Source organism: Lactobacillus sp. WILCCON 0059, assembly GCF_057197985.1.
This window is the reverse complement of the sequence record NZ_JBUBHN010000001.1, coordinates 1,554,557-1,572,368: the sequence shown is the minus strand read 5'-3', so window position 1 is coordinate 1,572,368 and position 17,812 is coordinate 1,554,557. Positions and strand designations below refer to the sequence as shown.

General features: G+C 49.3%; 12 protein-coding genes and 1 tRNA gene. 8 read left to right on the top strand and 5 right to left on the bottom strand.

Features of this window, described 5'->3' with window-relative positions; translation table 11 throughout:
• Nucleotides 1-67 precede the first annotated feature (67 nt).
• Nucleotides 68-997, bottom strand: a complete 930-nt coding sequence (locus ACYVUT_RS07360; protein ID WP_484501769.1) for a DegV family protein — start codon at nucleotides 995-997, stop codon at nucleotides 68-70.
• A 183-nt stretch (nucleotides 998-1,180) separates the two neighbouring features.
• Here ACYVUT_RS07360 and ACYVUT_RS07355 point away from each other — a divergent pair, with 183 nt between their 5' ends.
• Both ACYVUT_RS07355 and add read left to right on the top strand, forming a co-directional pair.
• Entirely contained in the window at nucleotides 1,181-1,522 is a 342-nt protein-coding gene (locus ACYVUT_RS07355; RefSeq protein WP_484501768.1) for an HIRAN domain-containing protein, read from the top strand.
• Nucleotides 1,523-1,738: 216 nt separating this feature from the next.
• Nucleotides 1,739-2,731 carry an adenosine deaminase gene (add, locus tag ACYVUT_RS07350; protein ID WP_484501767.1) on the top strand — a complete coding sequence of 331 codons (993 nt, stop codon included), beginning with the start codon at nucleotides 1,739-1,741 and terminating at the stop codon, nucleotides 2,729-2,731.
• Between the two features lie 174 nt (nucleotides 2,732-2,905).
• Here the strand turns inward: add and cysK are convergent, their stop codons facing one another.
• From cysK to ACYVUT_RS07330, 4 genes are all read right to left on the bottom strand, one after another.
• On the bottom strand, nucleotides 2,906-3,829 hold the full coding sequence (gene cysK, locus ACYVUT_RS07345; RefSeq protein ID WP_484501766.1) for a cysteine synthase A: 924 nt from the start codon (nucleotides 3,827-3,829) through the stop codon (nucleotides 2,906-2,908).
• 32 nt (nucleotides 3,830-3,861) lie between these two features.
• Entirely contained in the window at nucleotides 3,862-4,644 is a 783-nt protein-coding gene (locus ACYVUT_RS07340; RefSeq protein WP_484501765.1) for a homoserine O-succinyltransferase, read from the bottom strand.
• 327 nt (nucleotides 4,645-4,971) lie between these two features.
• Nucleotides 4,972-6,327 carry an MFS transporter gene (locus ACYVUT_RS07335; RefSeq protein ID WP_484501764.1) on the bottom strand — a complete coding sequence of 452 codons (1,356 nt, stop codon included), beginning with the start codon at nucleotides 6,325-6,327 and terminating at the stop codon, nucleotides 4,972-4,974.
• 106 nt (nucleotides 6,328-6,433) lie between these two features.
• Nucleotides 6,434-8,812, bottom strand: a complete 2,379-nt coding sequence (locus tag ACYVUT_RS07330) for a Xaa-Pro dipeptidyl-peptidase (RefSeq protein WP_484501763.1) — start codon at nucleotides 8,810-8,812, stop codon at nucleotides 6,434-6,436.
• Between the two features lie 232 nt (nucleotides 8,813-9,044).
• Here ACYVUT_RS07330 and ACYVUT_RS07325 point away from each other — a divergent pair.
• The 6 genes from ACYVUT_RS07325 (at nucleotide 9,045) to ACYVUT_RS07300 (ending at nucleotide 17,715) form a co-directional block, all read left to right on the top strand.
• Nucleotides 9,045-9,118 (top strand) — tRNA-Arg (locus ACYVUT_RS07325).
• Between the two features lie 188 nt (nucleotides 9,119-9,306).
• Nucleotides 9,307-11,445, top strand: a complete 2,139-nt coding sequence (locus tag ACYVUT_RS07320) for a type IA DNA topoisomerase (protein WP_484501762.1) — start codon at nucleotides 9,307-9,309, stop codon at nucleotides 11,443-11,445.
• A gap of 279 nt (nucleotides 11,446-11,724) precedes the next feature.
• Complete coding sequence (locus tag ACYVUT_RS07315; protein ID WP_484499261.1) at nucleotides 11,725-12,384, top strand: IS607 family transposase; 660 nt, start codon at nucleotides 11,725-11,727, stop codon at nucleotides 12,382-12,384.
• Nucleotides 12,308-13,906, top strand: a complete 1,599-nt coding sequence (locus ACYVUT_RS07310) for an RNA-guided endonuclease TnpB family protein (RefSeq protein ID WP_484501761.1) — start codon at nucleotides 12,308-12,310, stop codon at nucleotides 13,904-13,906. The genes ACYVUT_RS07315 and ACYVUT_RS07310 overlap by 77 nt, the downstream gene beginning before the upstream one ends.
• Before the next feature lie 386 nt (nucleotides 13,907-14,292).
• Complete coding sequence (locus ACYVUT_RS07305; RefSeq protein WP_484501760.1) at nucleotides 14,293-16,095, top strand: hypothetical protein; 1,803 nt, start codon at nucleotides 14,293-14,295, stop codon at nucleotides 16,093-16,095.
• A gap of 30 nt (nucleotides 16,096-16,125) precedes the next feature.
• A complete protein-coding gene (locus ACYVUT_RS07300; RefSeq protein ID WP_484501759.1) occupies nucleotides 16,126-17,715 on the top strand; it encodes a hypothetical protein in 1,590 nt (529 codons plus the stop codon).
• Nucleotides 17,716-17,812 lie beyond the last annotated feature (97 nt).

Genomic DNA, 17,812 nt, shown 5'->3' with positions numbered 1-17,812 from the left:
ACAGACAAAAACTCCTGTGCAGGCTAATGCACAGGAGTTTATTTTTGCTTATCATGTTTTGGATTAGCTAAAACTTTTCGCCGACTTCAGCTGATTCAACGTTTTCAAGGGGCTGGCCGTTTTTGTCAAAATAGCTGTCGATGTCCCGGCACCAGATGATAGCGATGGTGTTTTTTCCGCAGTGAACGCCGACAACAGGGCCGATGATGGACCGGTCAAACTTGTCCTTTGGGAAAGTGGCCTGGTAATCTTTAAACCATTCCTCGCCCCGGTCCGGGTTGGCCGCGTCAAAAATCGTGGCTTGGATCGGGTAGTCCTTGTTTTCCGTCAATTCACGGAAGTCGTTTTGCACGTGCTTATAGGCCCGCTTGTATTGCCGCTCCTTGGCAATGGCTGAGATGTGGCCAGTCTTTTGCACGTCCATGGCCAGGATTGGCGTAATGTGCAAGAGAGTACCGATAAAGCTGGCCGCGTTTGATAGGCGGCCGGTCCGCTTTAGGTGGGCCAGGTTATCGACCAGGAAACGGACGCCGATCGTCTTGCGCAGGTCTTCCAGGTCCTTCATGATGAGGTCAGGGCTGGCTCCGGCATTAACCAGGCGGGCGGCCAAAATAGCGCAGTCAGCCAGGCCGGCACAGGTAGTGCGGCAGTCAAAAGGATGGATCTTGATCCGGTCTTCTTCTGCGGCATAGTTGATCAAGTTGGCATATGAGCTAGAAATCCCGCTGGACAAAGGCAAGACAATCACGTCTGTGTAGCCCTCTTCCACGTAACGGTCAACGAATTCCATGATCTGGCCCAAAGCTGGCTGGGAAGTGGTTGGCAGGGTCTCGCTAGAGGAAATTTTTTCATAGAATTCTTCATAGCCGATGTCAACTAAGTCGTAATAGGTCTTTCCGTCCCAAATCAAGGGAATCGGAACCACGTCAATGTGGTATTTCTCTTGTTGCTCCTTGCTCAGGTAAGCAGAACTGTCAGTTAAAACAGCAATTTTCATATTTTTCCCTCCGAGCATTTTTTATTCTAAAAACTTTTATACTGATTATATTTTAGTGAAAAAGCGGTAATTGAGCAAGGCCGTGCAATTATGGGCAAAAAAAGCCTTTTCAAGCGGGGAAAAAGCGGTATGATATAAGTGTGGATATATCAATCTTGATCAAGAAAAAAGGAGGGGGACAGTATGGAAGATATCTTCTTTACGGTAACTGGCTGCAACCACTACTATGGCACTGAAGCTTTCAAGCCGAGAATGCGGGTGACCTTGTACAAGGAACCTGACAACAAGTATGACAAAGAAGCCATTCGGGTTGAAGCCAGGGCTCTCGGCAAGATTGGCTACGTGGCCAACAGCCCTTACACGGTCTTGGGCGAAAGCCGCAGCGCTGGCCGCCTGTACGACTTGATCGACGACGGAGCGACAGGCCGGGTGCTCTACGTCCTGCCGCAAGGGCTGGTCTGCGAGCTGGAAGAGACCGGTTTTGAAAAAGTTAAAAAGATTTATAAAAAACGCAGACAATATTAATTTGCCGTGAAAAGTCCTGCTTGAGACAGCAATGTTGCTTTCAAGCAGGATTTTGCTTTTTAAAAGAAAAAGCATTTCAGCAAATTCCGAACAATATGTCAGAGTCGTCCAATTTGTGTCAATCGCCAAAAAGCTTTTTGCAAAAAATATCCTTTAAAAAAGCAGAAATGGTGCTAAAATAGTAACAATTATTTTCTTACAGGGGTAAAAGACACCATGAAAAAACTGATTGACCTCCACCTGCACTTAGATGGCTCCGTGCCTTACCAAACCGTCCGTGAACTGCTGGCCAAAGAAGGCAAAAGCCTGCCAGAAGCCGACTTGCGAAAAAGACTGTCCGTCAGCCCGGACTGCCGGAACCTGGACGAATACCTGGAAAAGTTTGACTTTCCCTTGTCCTTGATGCAGACGGCAGAAAACTTGCGCTTGATTGTCAGAGAACTCTTGGAAGAATTGCGCGGCCAGGGCCTGGTTTACGTGGAAATCCGCTTTGCCCCACAAAGGCACACGGAAACTTTGACCCAGGCAGAAGCTGTCCAAGCAGTTTTATCCGGCAGAGACGATTTTTACGCCTGGCAAAAGGAGCAGGAAGGTGACGACCTGCACGCCAACTTCCTGCTTTGCTTGATGCGGCTGGTTGGCCAGGATGAAGCCAACTGGGAAACGGTGAAAGTAGCTAAAGACTTCTTGGGTAAGGGGGTAGCCGGCTTGGACCTGGCGGGCCCGGAAAATGAAGAAGTAGCCAACCGCAAGTATGCGCCCTTTTTCCAGCAGGCCAAAGAATGGGGGATTCCTTACACCATCCATGCCGGTGAAGCGATGGGGCCAGAGTCGATGAGAGAAGCTCTGGCTCTAGGAACTAAGCGGATTGGCCACGGCATCCGCTGCCAAGAAGATCCAAGCCTGGTTAAGCAGTTAGCTGCAGACGGCATTACTCTTGAATGCTGCGCCAGCTCAAACTTAAACACCAAGGTTTTTGACCGGATTGCGGAATATCCCCTCCGCTCTATGCTGGGGCAGAATTTGCGGGTGACCTTGAATACCGACAACATGACCGTTTCAGCCACCAACCTGCCACATGAATACCAGCTCATGGAAGAGCAGGGCTTGACTAAATCCGAAGAAAAGCAGCTCTACTTGAACTCGGTTAGAGCAGCTTTTGCCAGCCAGGAGGAAAAAGACCGGCTGCTGTCCTTGCTGGAAGAATAAGCCGATACCGATAAATGCAAATAGAAGGCAAACGAAAACTGCATCCCTGGGGATGCAGCTTTTTTGATTAGTTGTTGATGTTAAGCAAGGTGTTAAGTACTAAATTAGATGATTCTGTTGTTTTGATTCAGTTATTTTGTTTCTTTGATTCTATTGTTTATTTTTGTATCTATCTTACTGGTACAGAGCAGTTGACAGGTAGCGTTCCCCGTTGTCCGGTGCTACAGTGACCACCTTCTTGCCGGCGCCCAGCTTTTTAGCCAGTTCGATAGCTCCGTGGATGTTTGCCCCGGCAGAGATCCCTGGCAAAAAGCCTTCGAGGCGGGCAACTTCTCTGGCCGTTGCAAAGGCTTCCTCGCTGGAAACTTCGACAATCCCGTCGTAGATGGATTGGTCCAGAGTCTTAGGAATGAAGCCGGCAGAGATACCCTGGATCTTGTGCGGCCCCTTCTTGCCTTCCTTCAAAAGCGGGGATTCCGCAGGTTCCAGGGCGTAGACCTTGACGTCGCCGGCCTTCTTCAGGGCCCGGCCAATCCCGGTCAAGGTGCCGCCAGTACCAACCCCAGCCACGAAAGCCTCTGGCAGGTCGCCTGCAAAAGCGTTGACGATTTCCTGACCAGTAGTCAGTTCGTGGATTTCCGGGTTGGCTGGGTTTTCAAACTGCATTGGCATGAAGTAGCCCTTTTCCTTGACCAGCTTTTCGGCCAAGGCGATAGAACCCGGCATCCCGTCCTTGCCTGGAGTGAGGAGCAGCTCAGCCCCGTAGGCCCGCATGATCTTCTTTCTTTCCTCGCTCATGGTTTCCGGCATGGCGATGATCAAGTGGTAGCCCTTGGCACTGGCCACAGCTGACAGGCCGATCCCGGTGTTGCCGGAAGTTGGTTCGACGATAGTGTCGCCAGGCTTAAGCTTGCCTTCCTTTTCTGCTTTTTCAATCATGGCCAGGGCAATCCGGTCCTTGACAGAGCCGGCTGGGTTGAAGAATTCCAGCTTGACGTAGACGTCGGCTGCTCCTTCTGGCACGACCCGGTTTAACTTAACGATTGGGGTGTGGCCGATAGTTTCCAAAATGTTGCCGTAAATGCGGTCAGTTGACATAGTTTTTTCCTCCTGAAAATTATTCATAAAAATTATCTGATGCTTTGCAGCCAGTTTTTAAAAAAGTGCTGCTGGGTGGACTCCCAGGTGAACTGGGGCAGGGACATGGCGGCTTCATCCGCGAAATACCGTTGCGGTTTTGCTAGGTTCCGGTCATCACCTCCTCTAGCGGATAATTCCCGCTGGTATTCCTTGCTAAAAGCCTGGGGGCCGTACTCCAGGTGGCTGAAGAGAAAGGCCTGCTGGCCAGGTCCGGTGACCAGGGTCAGGTGGCCGTCTGGAGTGGTGGCATTGATGGTCAAGGCCTTTTCCTCCTCAATTTCGCTCCTGTTCATCTCGGCGTAGCGGGCGTGCGGGGCACGGAAACCCGTGACCAGGCCATCTAACAGGGGGGCGGGAGCCAGGATCTCCTGGGGGTAGATACCGAAAATCTTCTCCGGCAGGGGATGCTTGCCGATCCCGTAGAAATAGTAGAGAGCCGCCATGGCACCCCAACAGACATAAAGCTGGGGAATCTTTTTAGCCTTTAAAAAGGCAAAGAGCCGGGTCAGTTCTTCCCAATAGTCGACCTCGGTGAAAGGAATTTGCTCGATCGGAGCACCGGTGACGATAAAGCCGTCCAGCTTTGCAACTTTTGCCAGATCCAAGGGCTCTGCCGGCCAGTTTTCGGGCAAGGGCCGGTTTAGATAGTGGCTTTTGGGGTAAAAGTAAGTGATGTCGGTTTCTGTGCTGGCCTCTTTGATGACATAGCTGAACCTCTTTTGAGTATCGATTTTGTCATGCATCAAGTTGAGAATGCCGATTTTCTTGTTCATCTTGTTTGTCAGTCCTTTTTGAAAAAATAGCAGTCAATAGTTAATAAAACCAGGGAAATCTGGAAAACAAAAAGACGCGTGAGCCAGGCTCTACGCGTCTTAAACAATCAAAGTTATTTGGATATTTTTGGAATTCTGGTCTGCTTCTAGCTTTCCAGTCCAAGCCAAATAGTGGATTGCTTAAGACACAATCCACAACAACAAGCAGTCATGTTTACGTTGAACAGATTCTTGTTGAACATTTGGCTTACCTCCTAAATTAGTTACTGCAAGTATAACTGGTATTTTTTCTTTTGACAAGGAAAATTAGAAAAAAGTTACAGAAAACTAATTTTCTTTGTTTTTCCTGCCCTGCAGGCGGAAGTTCTGCCAGATAGCCAGGAGGGTCAGCAGGGCCAGGCAACTGAAGAGGATGAAGTCGTATCTGCCGCCCTGGTAGCTTCTTTGGGCCAGGGAGATCAAGGCCGTGGCCAGGCTGACGCCGACTGAACCGGCAAACTGTTGGAGCATGTTGAAAGAGGAATTGACGTCAGCTACGTTTTTTCGCTCAACTAGAGTTGAAGCATTGGAGATGGTGTTGGCAAAGCTCAAGTTGAAGCCGGACCGGATCACGATGTGGCAGACAACGATCAAGACCGGGGTTAAAAGGGGCTGCAGGACTAAGAGCAGGCAGTTGCCCAAGAGAAAGAGGCAGCCGCCAAGGATCAGCGGAAACTTGAAGCCCCGCTTGTCGGCCATTTTTCCGGCAAAAGGCGAGATGATCGCGCCGACGCAGGACCCTGGCAAAAGAACCAGGCCGCTGATCAAGCTGCTGGCTGCCAAAGCATATTGAGCGTAGACCGGAACGGCAACAGACAGGCCGATGTTGACCAGCTGCAGGCAGAAGTAGGTTAAAGCGGCCAGGCAGACAGTTTTTTCTTTAAAAATTGCCAGGTTAAGCAGGTGGCTGCCGCCGCGCTTGTTGACAAAAAGGAAGAAGGAAAAGAGGATTGCTCCGGCTAAAAGCAGGATCCAGGCCAAATTGCTGGTCCCGATTAAAGACAGGGCATAGATGATGGCAAAAAGGGCCAGCCCCAGCAAGAGCAGGGAAGGAGCGTCAAATTTTTCCTTTTGCCGGGCAACCTGATTGCGGATGTAGACCTGGCCGCCGATTAAGCTGACTAAGGCCAGGGGCAAAAGCAGCCAGAAGATCATCCGCCAGCTGGCCATGGTCAAGACCAAGCCCCCGTAAGTTGGCCCCAAGGCCGGGGCAAAGGAGATGATCATGCCGGCAAAACCAGTCATGAGGCCCAGTTTTTGCTTAGGGACCTGGGTGAAGATCAGCTGGAACATGATCGGGGTGGAAAAGCCGGTAGCGATCCCTTGAATGACCCGGCCGGCCAGCATCAAAGGAAAGCTGGAGGTTACTGCGCAGATGACGCAGCCGCAAATGAAGGCCAGGGCGGCTCCTAAATGCAGCCAGCGGGCCGGGACCTGCTTGAGCAGGTAGGCGGTGGTCCCCATGACGATGGTGACCGTCAAGAGATAGGCGGTAGTGATCCACTGGACGGTTGCCAGGGGCTGGTGGAACTGCTTGACTAAAAGCGGGTAGGCGACGTTCATGGAGGTTTCATTCAGAATGCCGATGAAGGTCATGAGCCCAGCGCTGAAAATAGCGAGGTTGACTTTGCTTGATTTTTCCATAAAAACCTTTCTAAGAGCACAAAAAGGCTGTCAGCGGTAGCTCCGCGACAGCCTTTGAATTATCTTTCAACAAGACTATTCTATCATAAATCTGCTTTTAAAAAAATTATTTCCGGTAGAGCAAAAGGGCAGTTCCAGCCAGATCGACCGTGTAATCTTCGGTTTCCAGTGGCCGCTTGGTCATGCCTTGGTCGGTTGAGTAGATGATGAGGCCCAATTTAGCGCCAGCAGGCAGAGTGTAGTAAGTCGGCTGCAGTTCAAATTCCAGGTCGACGAACTGGCCGGCTTCCAGCTTGCTTGGCTGCTTCATGTCCTGGTAGTTCTGCAGGTTCATGTGGGCCTTGGTGATCAGCTTGGCCTTAGTGGCCTTGTCCGGGACGAATTCCTGCAAGGAGTCTGCCCCGAAGCGGAAGCCGAAGGGCTGGTTTCCTCTGGCAAAAATCTTTGGCGTTGGCGTCAGCCGCTGCCGGGTTCCCAGGTCAACCAGGGCAACGGACAATTGGCCGACAGTCTTGCTTGCCGCTACCCGGACCCGGACCTTTGGCCGGCCGACCAGGGTAGTCGGGTGGAGGAATTCCTCGCTTTCAAAGCGGAGGCTGGCCTTGGCCCATTTTTCCTCCCCGCTGATAAACTGGTATTCCCAGTCAGTCTCGCTGATGCCGGCCTTCTTGAATTCTGTCCCGCCTAGGTCGGTGAAGGTCAGCTGGCCCTGGCCGTTTTCAACCGTTGACAGGTCCCCGTCAGGCGTTGGTGAATAGAGGCTGGCCTGACCCAGGTCGTTGGCCCAGTCGTTTTCTTCATGCCACTTGTCGGCTTCCAGGTTGTCCTGGATCATGACCTTCGGCCATTGTTCATAAGCCCCGTTTTCCACTTCTAAAAGCTCGTGGACGAACCAGAGGTTCATGAGGTCGGTGAAGTCGATGGAAACCAGGTTGTTCATGTTGTAGTGCGGACCCTGGTGGAGGAAGAGGCGGGATTCAACTGGCAACTGCTTGACCTTTTGCCAGATCTTGTAGACGTTCTTTGGCTTAACGTTCCAGTCATTTAAGCCGTGAACTGAGATCCAGGAGCACTTGATGCCATCAGCGTGGTGGCGGTAGTTTCTGGCTTCCCAGAAGTCAGAGTATTGGCCAGTTGCCCGGTCCTGGCCAGCAAAAAGTTCTGCCTGCTCTGCTTCATAAGCCTTTTTGGCGGTGAAATTGCCCCCATCCCAGAGGTTGGATTGGCAGACTTCGGCCAGCTTGTCCATGTCTTCGCCCTGGCATTCGCCTGGCGCGACAACCAGGCCGTGTTCCCGGTAGTAGTCATACCATGAGGAAATAGCGGCTTCAGAAACCACCGTCTTCAGCCCCTTGACCCCGGTTGTTGCGATGGCAATCTGCAAAGTGCCCAGGTAAGAGCGGCCAGTCATGCCGACATTGCCGCTGCACCAGCTGGCTTTTGTTTCAAAGCGGCGGGTCCGGTCGGTATAGGCTACCCGGTCCCCAGTCAGCCATTCGATGACTTCTTTTTGGGAGATGGTTTCTTCCGGTGCCCCGGTGATCCGGATCCCATCCCCGTGCCGGTTGCCGATGGCCCCGGAGAAGACGGAGGCAAAGCCCCGGGCCAGGAGGTATTCGTTTAAGCCGTAAGAAGACTGGCCGGTTGCCAGTTCTGTCGCTGGCACGTCCTGGTCGCTTGGGGCAGGACTTTTAACCAAGGGCTTGGCCACGTACTTGGGATTGGTCCAAGTAGTCGCGTCAGTCAGGTTTTCGTCAACATTGTGGTTAGTTTTGACATTGTCGATGATCCCGCCAAAGTATGGTGAAGCCGTGTAAAGGGCTGGAACTTTCAGCTGGTCCTGGCTTTCAACAGGCCGGAAGACCGTGACTGGCAAAAGGTCGCCTTCCCCGTCTCCATCCGTGTCCAGGTCGCTTTGCACGTAAACGACTTCGCGGATGACCTGGCTGGTGTCAAAAACTGGCAGGGACTTGCCATTAAAGAACATAAACTTGCCTTCTCCCCAGAACTGGGTGAAGTAGCCCTTGCCGGCCATGACGTCTAAAAGGATCTGCCCGTTTTTGCTCCGGGTGTTGAGCAGGCGGTAGAAGGCAAAAATCAAGTCTTCCTTATTGGTCAAATCTTTAAAGGCTGGCAGGGCATGCTTTTTCCCGCAAGAAAGAGGATCAGTCAGACTGTAGTCGTAGTTTGGGTGGTAGCCTAACAGCTGCAGGGCAACATTGGCAAACTGGCTGGCGGTGATGGCAGTTGGCGTGTTCAAGAGAAAGGCGGCCAGGTCAGTTTGGTCATCCACGGCAAATTCCGCCAATTTAGCGTCCTTAGCCTGGCGGGTCGTGGCTTCAGCCAGGACATTGCCGGTTAAGACGGCCAGGAGCTCACTAAAGGAAAGGGAAGAGTAGTTTTCCGGCAAAAAGTTGATCGCCAGCAGCTCCTCAGCAGCCTTTTCCGGACTGGTTTCAACGTAGGCATATTGATTGTATTTCATGCTTTACCTCATCTTTATAACTTTGTATCTTTACATCTATGGGTTATGGAATCTTTTTTGCTTTATCCAGTTTTTTAGCTGTTTTTTAAGCAAGTTCTCAAGTTAATGCAAGCAAACCGCTTCCTTTTTGTCAAGGGAAAAATGGTCAAGAAAAAAAGCAACTTTTTTCCAAAATATGTTTGACAATTTATCCCTGGTCTAATATACTTAATTTGTTGCGTCGGAGCATAACGGTTCGGTAGCTCAGCTGGATAGAGCAACGGTCTTCTAAACCGTGGGTCGTGAGTTCGAATCTCACCCGAATCATGATTGCAACCAGAGAAATCACTGAGGCTTGCCTCGGTGATTTTTTTGTTATATTCGCATAAAATTTGCCAAGCTGGCAAAAGTAAACTATAATGGAATAAATAATAAACATTTGTTCGAGCAATCCTGGCCTCATGGCTGGGGCCTTTTTATTTGCTCACGATTTTTTACACAAGGCAGGAAATGTAATGACGACGGTAATTTTAGCAGAGAAGCCCAGCCAGGCTAGGGCATACGCGGCAGCTTTTGCCCAGAGCCAGAAGGGGGAGGGGCAGATTAAGGTGGCTGACCCTATTTTGCCGGCAGATACGGTGATCACCTATGGCTTTGGCCACCTGGTGGAAATGGCCCTGCCGGAAGCCTATGACGCCAGCTACAAGCGCTGGTCTTTAAAGAAGCTGCCGATTTTTCCAGACCAGTACAAGTACCTGGTCCCCCGGGATAAGAAGAAGCAGTTTAATATTGTCGCTAATTTGCTCAAGCGGGCAGATACGATCGTGATTGCCACTGACAGTGACCGGGAAGGGGAAAATATTGCCTGGTCCATCATGCGGCAGGCAGGGATCGACTTGAAACAAAAGCGCCTCTTCCGCCTCTGGATCAACTCTTTGGAAAAAGCCGCGATCAGGGAAGGCTTCCAGAACTTGCGGCCAGGCTGGGACTACTACTACCGCTATAAGGAAGCCCAGACCCGGCAGATCAGCGACTGGCTGGTCGGGATGAATGGCAGTCCCTTATTTACCTTGCTTTTAAGAAAACAGGGGATCAAGGGGACTTATTCAATCGGCCGGGTGCAGACGCCAACTTTGTATATGGTCTACAAGCGCGACCAGGAGATTGCCAATTTTAAGCCAGAGAAGTACTGGCTGCTTATGGCCGATTTTTGGCAGGGAAGAAAGAAATTTACCGGCCGCTTGCTGCCAGAAACGAAATTTAAGAGTCCGGCGGAACTGGAGCAGTTTTTGCTGGCTAAAGGCGGGAGTCTGGGCAAGCAGACTGGCCGGGTGGCCAAGGTGGAGAAAGAGCAAAAGAGCCTGGCCAGCCCCCGCCTTTTCTCCTTGTCCAGCCTGCAGACGGAAGCCAACCGTCGCTATCATGCTTCAGCCAGCCAGGTTTTGCAGGCCGTGCAGAATTTGTATGAAAACAAGTTTTTAAGCTACCCGCGGACTGACTGCAACTATATTACGGACAACGAGTATGCCTATCTGGCCCAGAACCTGGACCGCTACCAAGGGCTTTTGCCAAATTCTGCAGAAGTCAAAGAACAGATGAAGCCTTTAAAAGCGGAGAAGCGCTATGTCGACTCCAGCAAGGTCCAGGAGCACCACGCTATCATCATGACCAAGACCGTGCCCAGCCAGTCACAATTAGGGAAAATGTCCAAGCTGGAAGGGCAGATCTATGATTTGGTTCTGCGGCGGACTTTGGAAATGTTTTTAAAGGCCTACGTCTATGAGAAGACCACGGCTTTGATTGATGTTGGCCAATTGACTTTTAAAGCCAGCGGTAACGTCACTGTGAACCTGGGCTGGAAGATCCTGGAAGGGCCAGTCAAAGATGCCCAGCTGCCGCTTCTGGAAGCTGGCCAGGAACTGACGGCTAAATTGAAGGAGCAGGAAGAAGAGACCAAGCCCCCGGCCAAATTTACGGAAGGGAGCTTGATCACGGCCATGAAGACAGCGGGCAAGACCCTGGACGATGAAGAAGCCCAGGCCATTTTAAAGGATGTTGAAGGGATCGGGACGGAAGCCACCCGGGCCAGCACCATTGAAATTTTGAAGAAGCGGGGCTACATGCAGAGCCGGCAAAACAAGCTGTCGGTCACCCCGGAAGGGACTATTCTTTGCAAGGCGGCCGAAGCAGAGCCGCTTTTAGTCAGCGCGCAGATGACGGCTCAGTGGGAAAAGGCCTTAAAGCAAGTTGGGGCTAAAGAACGGAGCCAGGATAACTTTTTAGGGCAGATCAAGAAATTTATTTCGAAGATGATCATGGAAGTGCCAGGCAAGATCCAGGTCGACCAAGGCTTGCAGGAAGAAGCCCAGACCCGGCAGGCCAAAGCCGCGGCAATCGGGCCTTGTCCGGTCTGCAAGAAAGGCGAAATTACTGACAAAGGCAAGTTTTACGGCTGCAGTAATTACCGGGGCGGCTGCCACTTTACCCTGCCCAAGAAATTTGCCGGCAAGAACATGGGCAAGCGGATCGTCAAGACCTTGATCAGCAAGGGCAAGACCGACAAGCTGGACGGCTTTGTCTCTAAAAAGAGCGGGCAGCGGTATTCAGCCAAGCTGCAGCTGGAAGGGGACAAACTCTCTTTGGCTTTTGACTGATTTTTAGCAAGAAAGCAATATTTTTTTAAAATGAGTTAACAATTTCGTTACAAATGAAATAGGGCTCGAAAACTGTGGTAAAGTATGAAAAGGCATTTATTGATAAAAGTGTAAATTATCTGGGTGCTTTTTGTTAATAATAGAATTATGAGTTTTGTATCTTTAGATAATGAAGGGTGTGACTGCTAAAAATTATTCATTTTATCCAATGCTAAATAGCAATGTTTCTTACCAGTTCTTGATATAATATCTATATCGAAAGATTGGAAGGAAGAAACGATGAGCGAATACATGTCCATATCAAAAGCAGCTGAGTACCTTAACGTTGCCAAGTCAACTCTCCGCAATTGGGAAGCTGAGGGATTGATTACACCGCTTAGAACCGCCTCCAATCAACGTCGCTACACTAAAGAAATGCTAGATGAAGTTCTGCAAGGAAATGTGAAGGCATCTAAGCCTAAGAAGCTACTGACCATCGGCTATTGCCGGGTTTCTTCTGGTCATCAAAAAGAAGACCTCCAAAGGCAGAAGGATGTAGTGTCTAGATATTGCGAAGTCAATGGCTATCAGTTTAAGATCATTCAAGACGTTGGATCTGGTCTCAACTATAAGAAAAAGGGCCTGACAGAGCTGATCAACATGATCTGCAAGAAGCAGTGCGAACGAGTCGTGGTAAATTACCAAGACCGGCTTGTTCGTTTTGGCTTTGAAATAATTGAGACAATCTGTCAGGCAAACGATGTAGAGCTGGTTGTCATCAATCAGACAGACAACGTTGATCCAAATTCAGAACTTGTAGAAGATGTTTTATCTATAATCACTGTTTTCTCAGCTAAGCTGTATGGAAAGAGGTCGCATCAGAATGCAAGAGTCATCCAAGAAAGCAAAAAGCTCTTCAATCAAGCAGACAGTGACAAAGACTCAGCCCAAGACGATTAGAGTCTACTCCAAAAAGTTAAGCGATGAAGAATTTGCCAGAATGTCTGACTTCTTTGAAAGATACGGCAGATGCCGGCATTTCTTTTTGAACCGCTACTGCGGTATCAAGTCGATGCTTGCGGTTAATAACTGGCAGGCTCTGCGCAACCAAGTTCGCAAGTGGGACAAGCCGGTTAAAGGCGCAAAAGGAAAGCTAGAAACAGTCTACAACTTTCAGACCAAGCACTGGGTAGGTGCTCTCCGCGAGGCATGTGCCAACATAAAGAGCATGTGGTCGAATCTGGCTAATCGTTTGAAGAAGCTGATTCAAGGAAATGAAAATCTTTCTGCAGATCAGCGCCACCTTTTGTTCTTTATCTTGAAATTTAAAAGTGCATGGCAAGCCGTTCTTCTTCACAAGCCAATTGAGCTGCCAGAAGAATATGCCGAAGCTTTAACTGAAATAGAAGCTAAGCTGACGGATAAGCAAATCAAGCAAGCATACAGCTACTTACGCCGGATTACGTATCGCTATCACTACCGGGCACGCAAGTCGGGCAAGCTTGGCTCTAGCATGAAGTGTGACTTGAATTGGGCATTTGAAGGAAATATTTTTTCATTCAGTTCAGACGTGCCTAGAAAGCAGTTTTCTGTGGAGATGACCAGCCCGTGGAGTTATCCACGCACCGGCGATATCACAGTAGTGCTTGACCGCATCAAGCAGCGCCTCGAAGTTCATAAGCTGATCACTAGCAAGCGTTACAGTAACAATTCAAAGAAGGCGATCGGCATTGACAAGGGGCTTGCCACCTTGCTTTCCTGCAGCAGCGGCAATGAATATGGTAAAAACTTCAGCAAGCTTGCCAATGCCATCGTTGACAAGTACGGCAAGCGAAACGCAAATCGGCAGCCTTATATGAGTTTGCGCTGGCTGCTCAATCAGCAGCTTGAGCAACTGGAAAAGGCAGACAAACCTTTGTCTAAGACAGCTTCGAAGAAGAAAAGAAAACTGCTTGGCAAGCTTAAGAATCTGGAGCAGAACAATATCGGCAGAAAGTCGTATGAAAAGAGTTACCGCTCAGCGCAAGAAACTGTCAGAAGCTTTATCAACTGTGCGATAAACAGGATGATTGAGACAGAGCATCCGGCAGTCATTGCCAAGGAAGACTTGACGTTCGTAAAAGAAAAAGGCGTCAAATCAGATAACAGCAGATTCGCAAGAAAAATGCGCAAGCGCTTGAATTCATGGACTAAGGGCCAACTGGATGAACGCATTGAATATCTTTCAAGCAAGAATTCGATTGAAACTCATGATGTCAATCCGGCATATACTTCTCAGTACTGTCCGATCTGCGGGCAGCATTTTGAGGAAAGATACGGCAGTCATCATGAACTGACTAGATGCAAGAAATGCGGCGAAATGAATGCGAATATCGCCGCTGCAAAAAATATATTGAGTAGATTAACTGACGAAGAAATCACGCTTTATACGCCTTACAAGCGAGTTAAGGAAATTCTTGACAGTCGGATAAAAGAAGCATAAGCCAAGTAATACTACAAAGCTGAAGGCTCTAGCATGTAAGAGCAGTCAGCTTTAACGAACTCAGTTCGGGGTATTAAAATCGCGGCTTGACTGCTTCGAGAAGGCATCACGATATGCTTGCCGGCTTTTTGCGGGCAAGATGCCTTCAAGGCTGCCATGCTAAAAGTTTTCAGTGGGGCAGATAAAAAGCTATTGGATGACGCCATCCGGCGTTGTTTGACAGCCAACCGTACTCACTGACCTTAACTTCAAAAGGTTAAAAATCTGATTTCTTTTGCCAAGTTGAATCTACCCATAGATTTCACTAGAAAGGAATATCAGAAAAACTTACCAATACTGATGTGATTATCAAGATTTAGTAAGTTTTATGATTCGGGAAGAGTTTGATGAGACGTTTTGCCCTGGGCATGATGACCAGCGCGGCTTTGATGGTCGGTCTGGCTAGTCAGGTGCAAGCAAGCAGCAGTAAAGACTACAGTAAGAGCACGAATACCGATCTTGTGACCAAGATCATGGGGGATAAGAGCTACCAGGTCTATTCCTCGCTCAAACTGGAAGAGGTAACTAAGAAGGTCAAGACAAAGACCAAGGAAAAGAAGAAGTACACGGTTAAGAAGAAGGTCGCCTATAAGAAGAAGGGAAAGACCAAGTACAAGACAGTCAAGCAGGTCAAGTACAAGTGGGTGACCAAGACTGATTACAAGAACGTAAAGAAGAAGGAGTGGAAGTTTGGCAAGAAATTGACGGCTTCTTCTGACTTCAGATATTCTCATGTCCAGTCCAAGTCCTACAAGGTCAAAGGCGGCAAGCGCTACTACTACATCTACGTTGATGGCCGGCCAGTCGGCTACGTGAATGAGAAGGCTTTTGCCCTTTCTAAGGCTAATGTGGTCTCTCAGGTCAGCCTGGTCAATAACCCGTCTGACTCGGTTGGCTTTAACGCTGAAGACGCGATTAACTATGTAACTGACAAGCATGGCAGCCTGGTTGACAATGATTCAGTTGAGATCAGTTGCAAGTCTGCTAAATTGAATATTTCTGATACTGGCTATGTTTCCAGCAAGAAGGCCGGGACAGCAGTTTTGACCTTCAAGTATGGCAAGGCAAAGGCAACCAGCAAGCTGACGGTGCGGGGGGATGCCAAAGAAGGAATCAGTTCCGCCAATGTAACGCCGGTTAAAACTGACCTGCCAGAGATCAAGACTTGGTCAGCCAGTGACGGGGCCAGCATATCCTCATCTTCAACTATTACTTCTGAAGACGCGGTTTCCAGCTCCCACAAATACTGGGCGACCAACATGTCTGGCAATACCAAAGGCGCGGATATTGAAACCATCTTCTATCATCCGGCAGTTTTGAGTGCGCCAGGTTCAAGCAACCTGGAGGCCAAGGTATCCAGTGCAGTTCAAGGGATTGATTTTTATGATAATGACCTGGTGACCAGCAACCTTGACTTAGGCCAGGCAGACAACCGGGAAGCCAGAGGCCACATGGTTTACTACAACATGCGGGAAGTCAGAAAGTACAACTGGCAGCTGATTCCAAGCAAGATGCTGAGCTTCAACACTTGGCTGAGCTACATCAAGAACGTCAAGGTCAGCCCATACATGAAGCTGGGCCATGGCCAGTCAGTCGGCAGCACCAAGAAGTACGTTTACGTTTTGGCCAACTGGAACCGGTCCAACAACTGGTCTAACTCCCAGGAACTGATCCGGGTCAAGAAGTCAACCATGGAAATTGACAAGATCTGGACTTTCAAGGTTTGGAACGGGTCAGCCAAGTACCCGCGGATTTTCCTTAACGCGGACGTGATTGACGACAATACCTTGATTGCTCTCTTCCACAATGCTTCTAAGCACCGCTATGAATACTGGAAGATTTCCAGAACTGGCGACAGCTTCAAGGCCAAGGAAGTTGGGGCAACCGGCAGCGACCTCATCAGCAATTCCGCTGAAGTTCAGGGCTTTGTCTGGGACAGTGCATATGACGTTTACTACATTGCCTTTAACGACTACCTCTTTAAGATCGGGGCAGGCTTAGATGGCGGAACGGATGCCGGTAAGCTTTTGAATTACTACAAGTTTGACACAGGCCGGGAGTTTGAAGGTTTGGGCAGCTACAAGGGTGAGCTCTACGTCAACTTGAACCATCCGACGGAAACTTTGAAAGTGGATCATATTACAAAATAGTTGAGTTTAATGATTGTGAGTATAAGAGGAATGAATTTGAAGAAGGTACTGGCCTTTTCAGCCGCAATTATGGCAGTTGCTTGTTTCTTTGAAGCTGGTCAGCCAGTTGCGGCCGCGAGTGAACAGCTGTCGACCAAGGTGATCGACGGGAAGAAAAACTACGGGATCTATTCCAGCTTAAGTCAGGTAAAAGTCAAGACTGGCAAGGGCAAGAAGAAAAAGACCAAGCTGGTCTGGAAGTTTGGCAAGAAAATGGCCAGCAGCAAGGAATTCAAGCTGGCTCACGTCCAGTCCAAATCTTACAAGCTCGTCCGGGGCAGACGGTATTACTATGTTTACGTTGACGGGCGGGGAGTCGGCTATGTCAGCGAGCGGGCTTTTGCCAGAAGCAAGATGTCTTTGGTTAAGGGTGTCAGCCTGGTCAATAATAAATTGGATACCAACGGCTTTGTGACGACTGATGCCATCAACTACGTGACAGACAAGCACGGCAGCGTGGTTGACGTTAACTCAGTGAAGCGGTCAGCTGACCGGATTTCTGAGAAAAAGCCAGGCCGCTACGTAGTAACATACCGCTACGGCAAGGCCAGCGGGAAGGTCACGGTGACGGTTAGAAGCGATGCCAAAGAGGGCATTTCCAAGGCCGATGCCAAGTTGGGCAAGGGCGGCAATGTTGGCAAGACCTGGTTTCCAAGCCAGCTGGCTTTTAGAGGCAACTACAATGCCCAAGTCGCTCCGCACACTTACGTGGGGACTGACAAGCATGGCAAGAAGACGGCCAAATTGACTACCAAGTTTTATGAGCCAAATTCATTTAGCCTGCTGGAAGGCAGCCAGGAAACCAATGTCCGGGGCAATGTCCAGGGTTTGGATGTATATGGCCAGGACATGGTCACGACCAATTATTATGGCGGGCCTGAATCGTCTATGGACGGAGCCCGGGGCCACATGGTGCTTTACCACTTAAACCAGGTGCCAAAGTATGCCCTGCAGTATATTCCAACCAATACCTTGAATTACCAGCTTTGGAAGAATTACGTCAAGAGCATCAAGATCAGTCCCTACATCAAACTCGGCCATGGTCAGTCTGTTGGGTCTACGTCACGCTACATCTATGAACTGGCTAACTGGAACCATACCAAGAAACTGCGGTCAAACGAGCTTTTGCAAGTCGATAAGAAAGACATGCAGATCAAGCGGATCTGGACTTTTGCCGTAAGCAATGGCGAGCGGAAAAACAACCGCTACTTCTTAAACGCGGACGTGATTGACGACAATACCATGCTGGCCTTGTTCCATAGCAAGTCCAAGCACCGCTTTGAAATTTGGAAGATCACCCGGACAGGCAATAGCTTCAAGGTTAAGGAAGCAGCCGCCACTAATGGTGACTTGATTTCCAACTCCAGCCAGGTGCAGGGTTTTACTTATAACGTTGCTCACAAGTGCTATTACATTGCCTTTAACGATTACCTGTTCAAGATCGATGCCAAAGGCAACCTGGTCAACTACTACCACTTCAATGCCAAACGGGAAGTAGAGGGTCTGGCTTCTTACAAATCGAAGATCTATATAGCCATGAACAAGCGGGCAGAAGTTTTCGACTCGAACATGGCGAAATAAGTCGGTCGGTTAATGAATAAATTTCTTTGTTAATAAGCGCTAAGCAGAAACATCTGCCTAGCGCTTTTTTAATCTGAAAATAATAGGCTAAAGACTA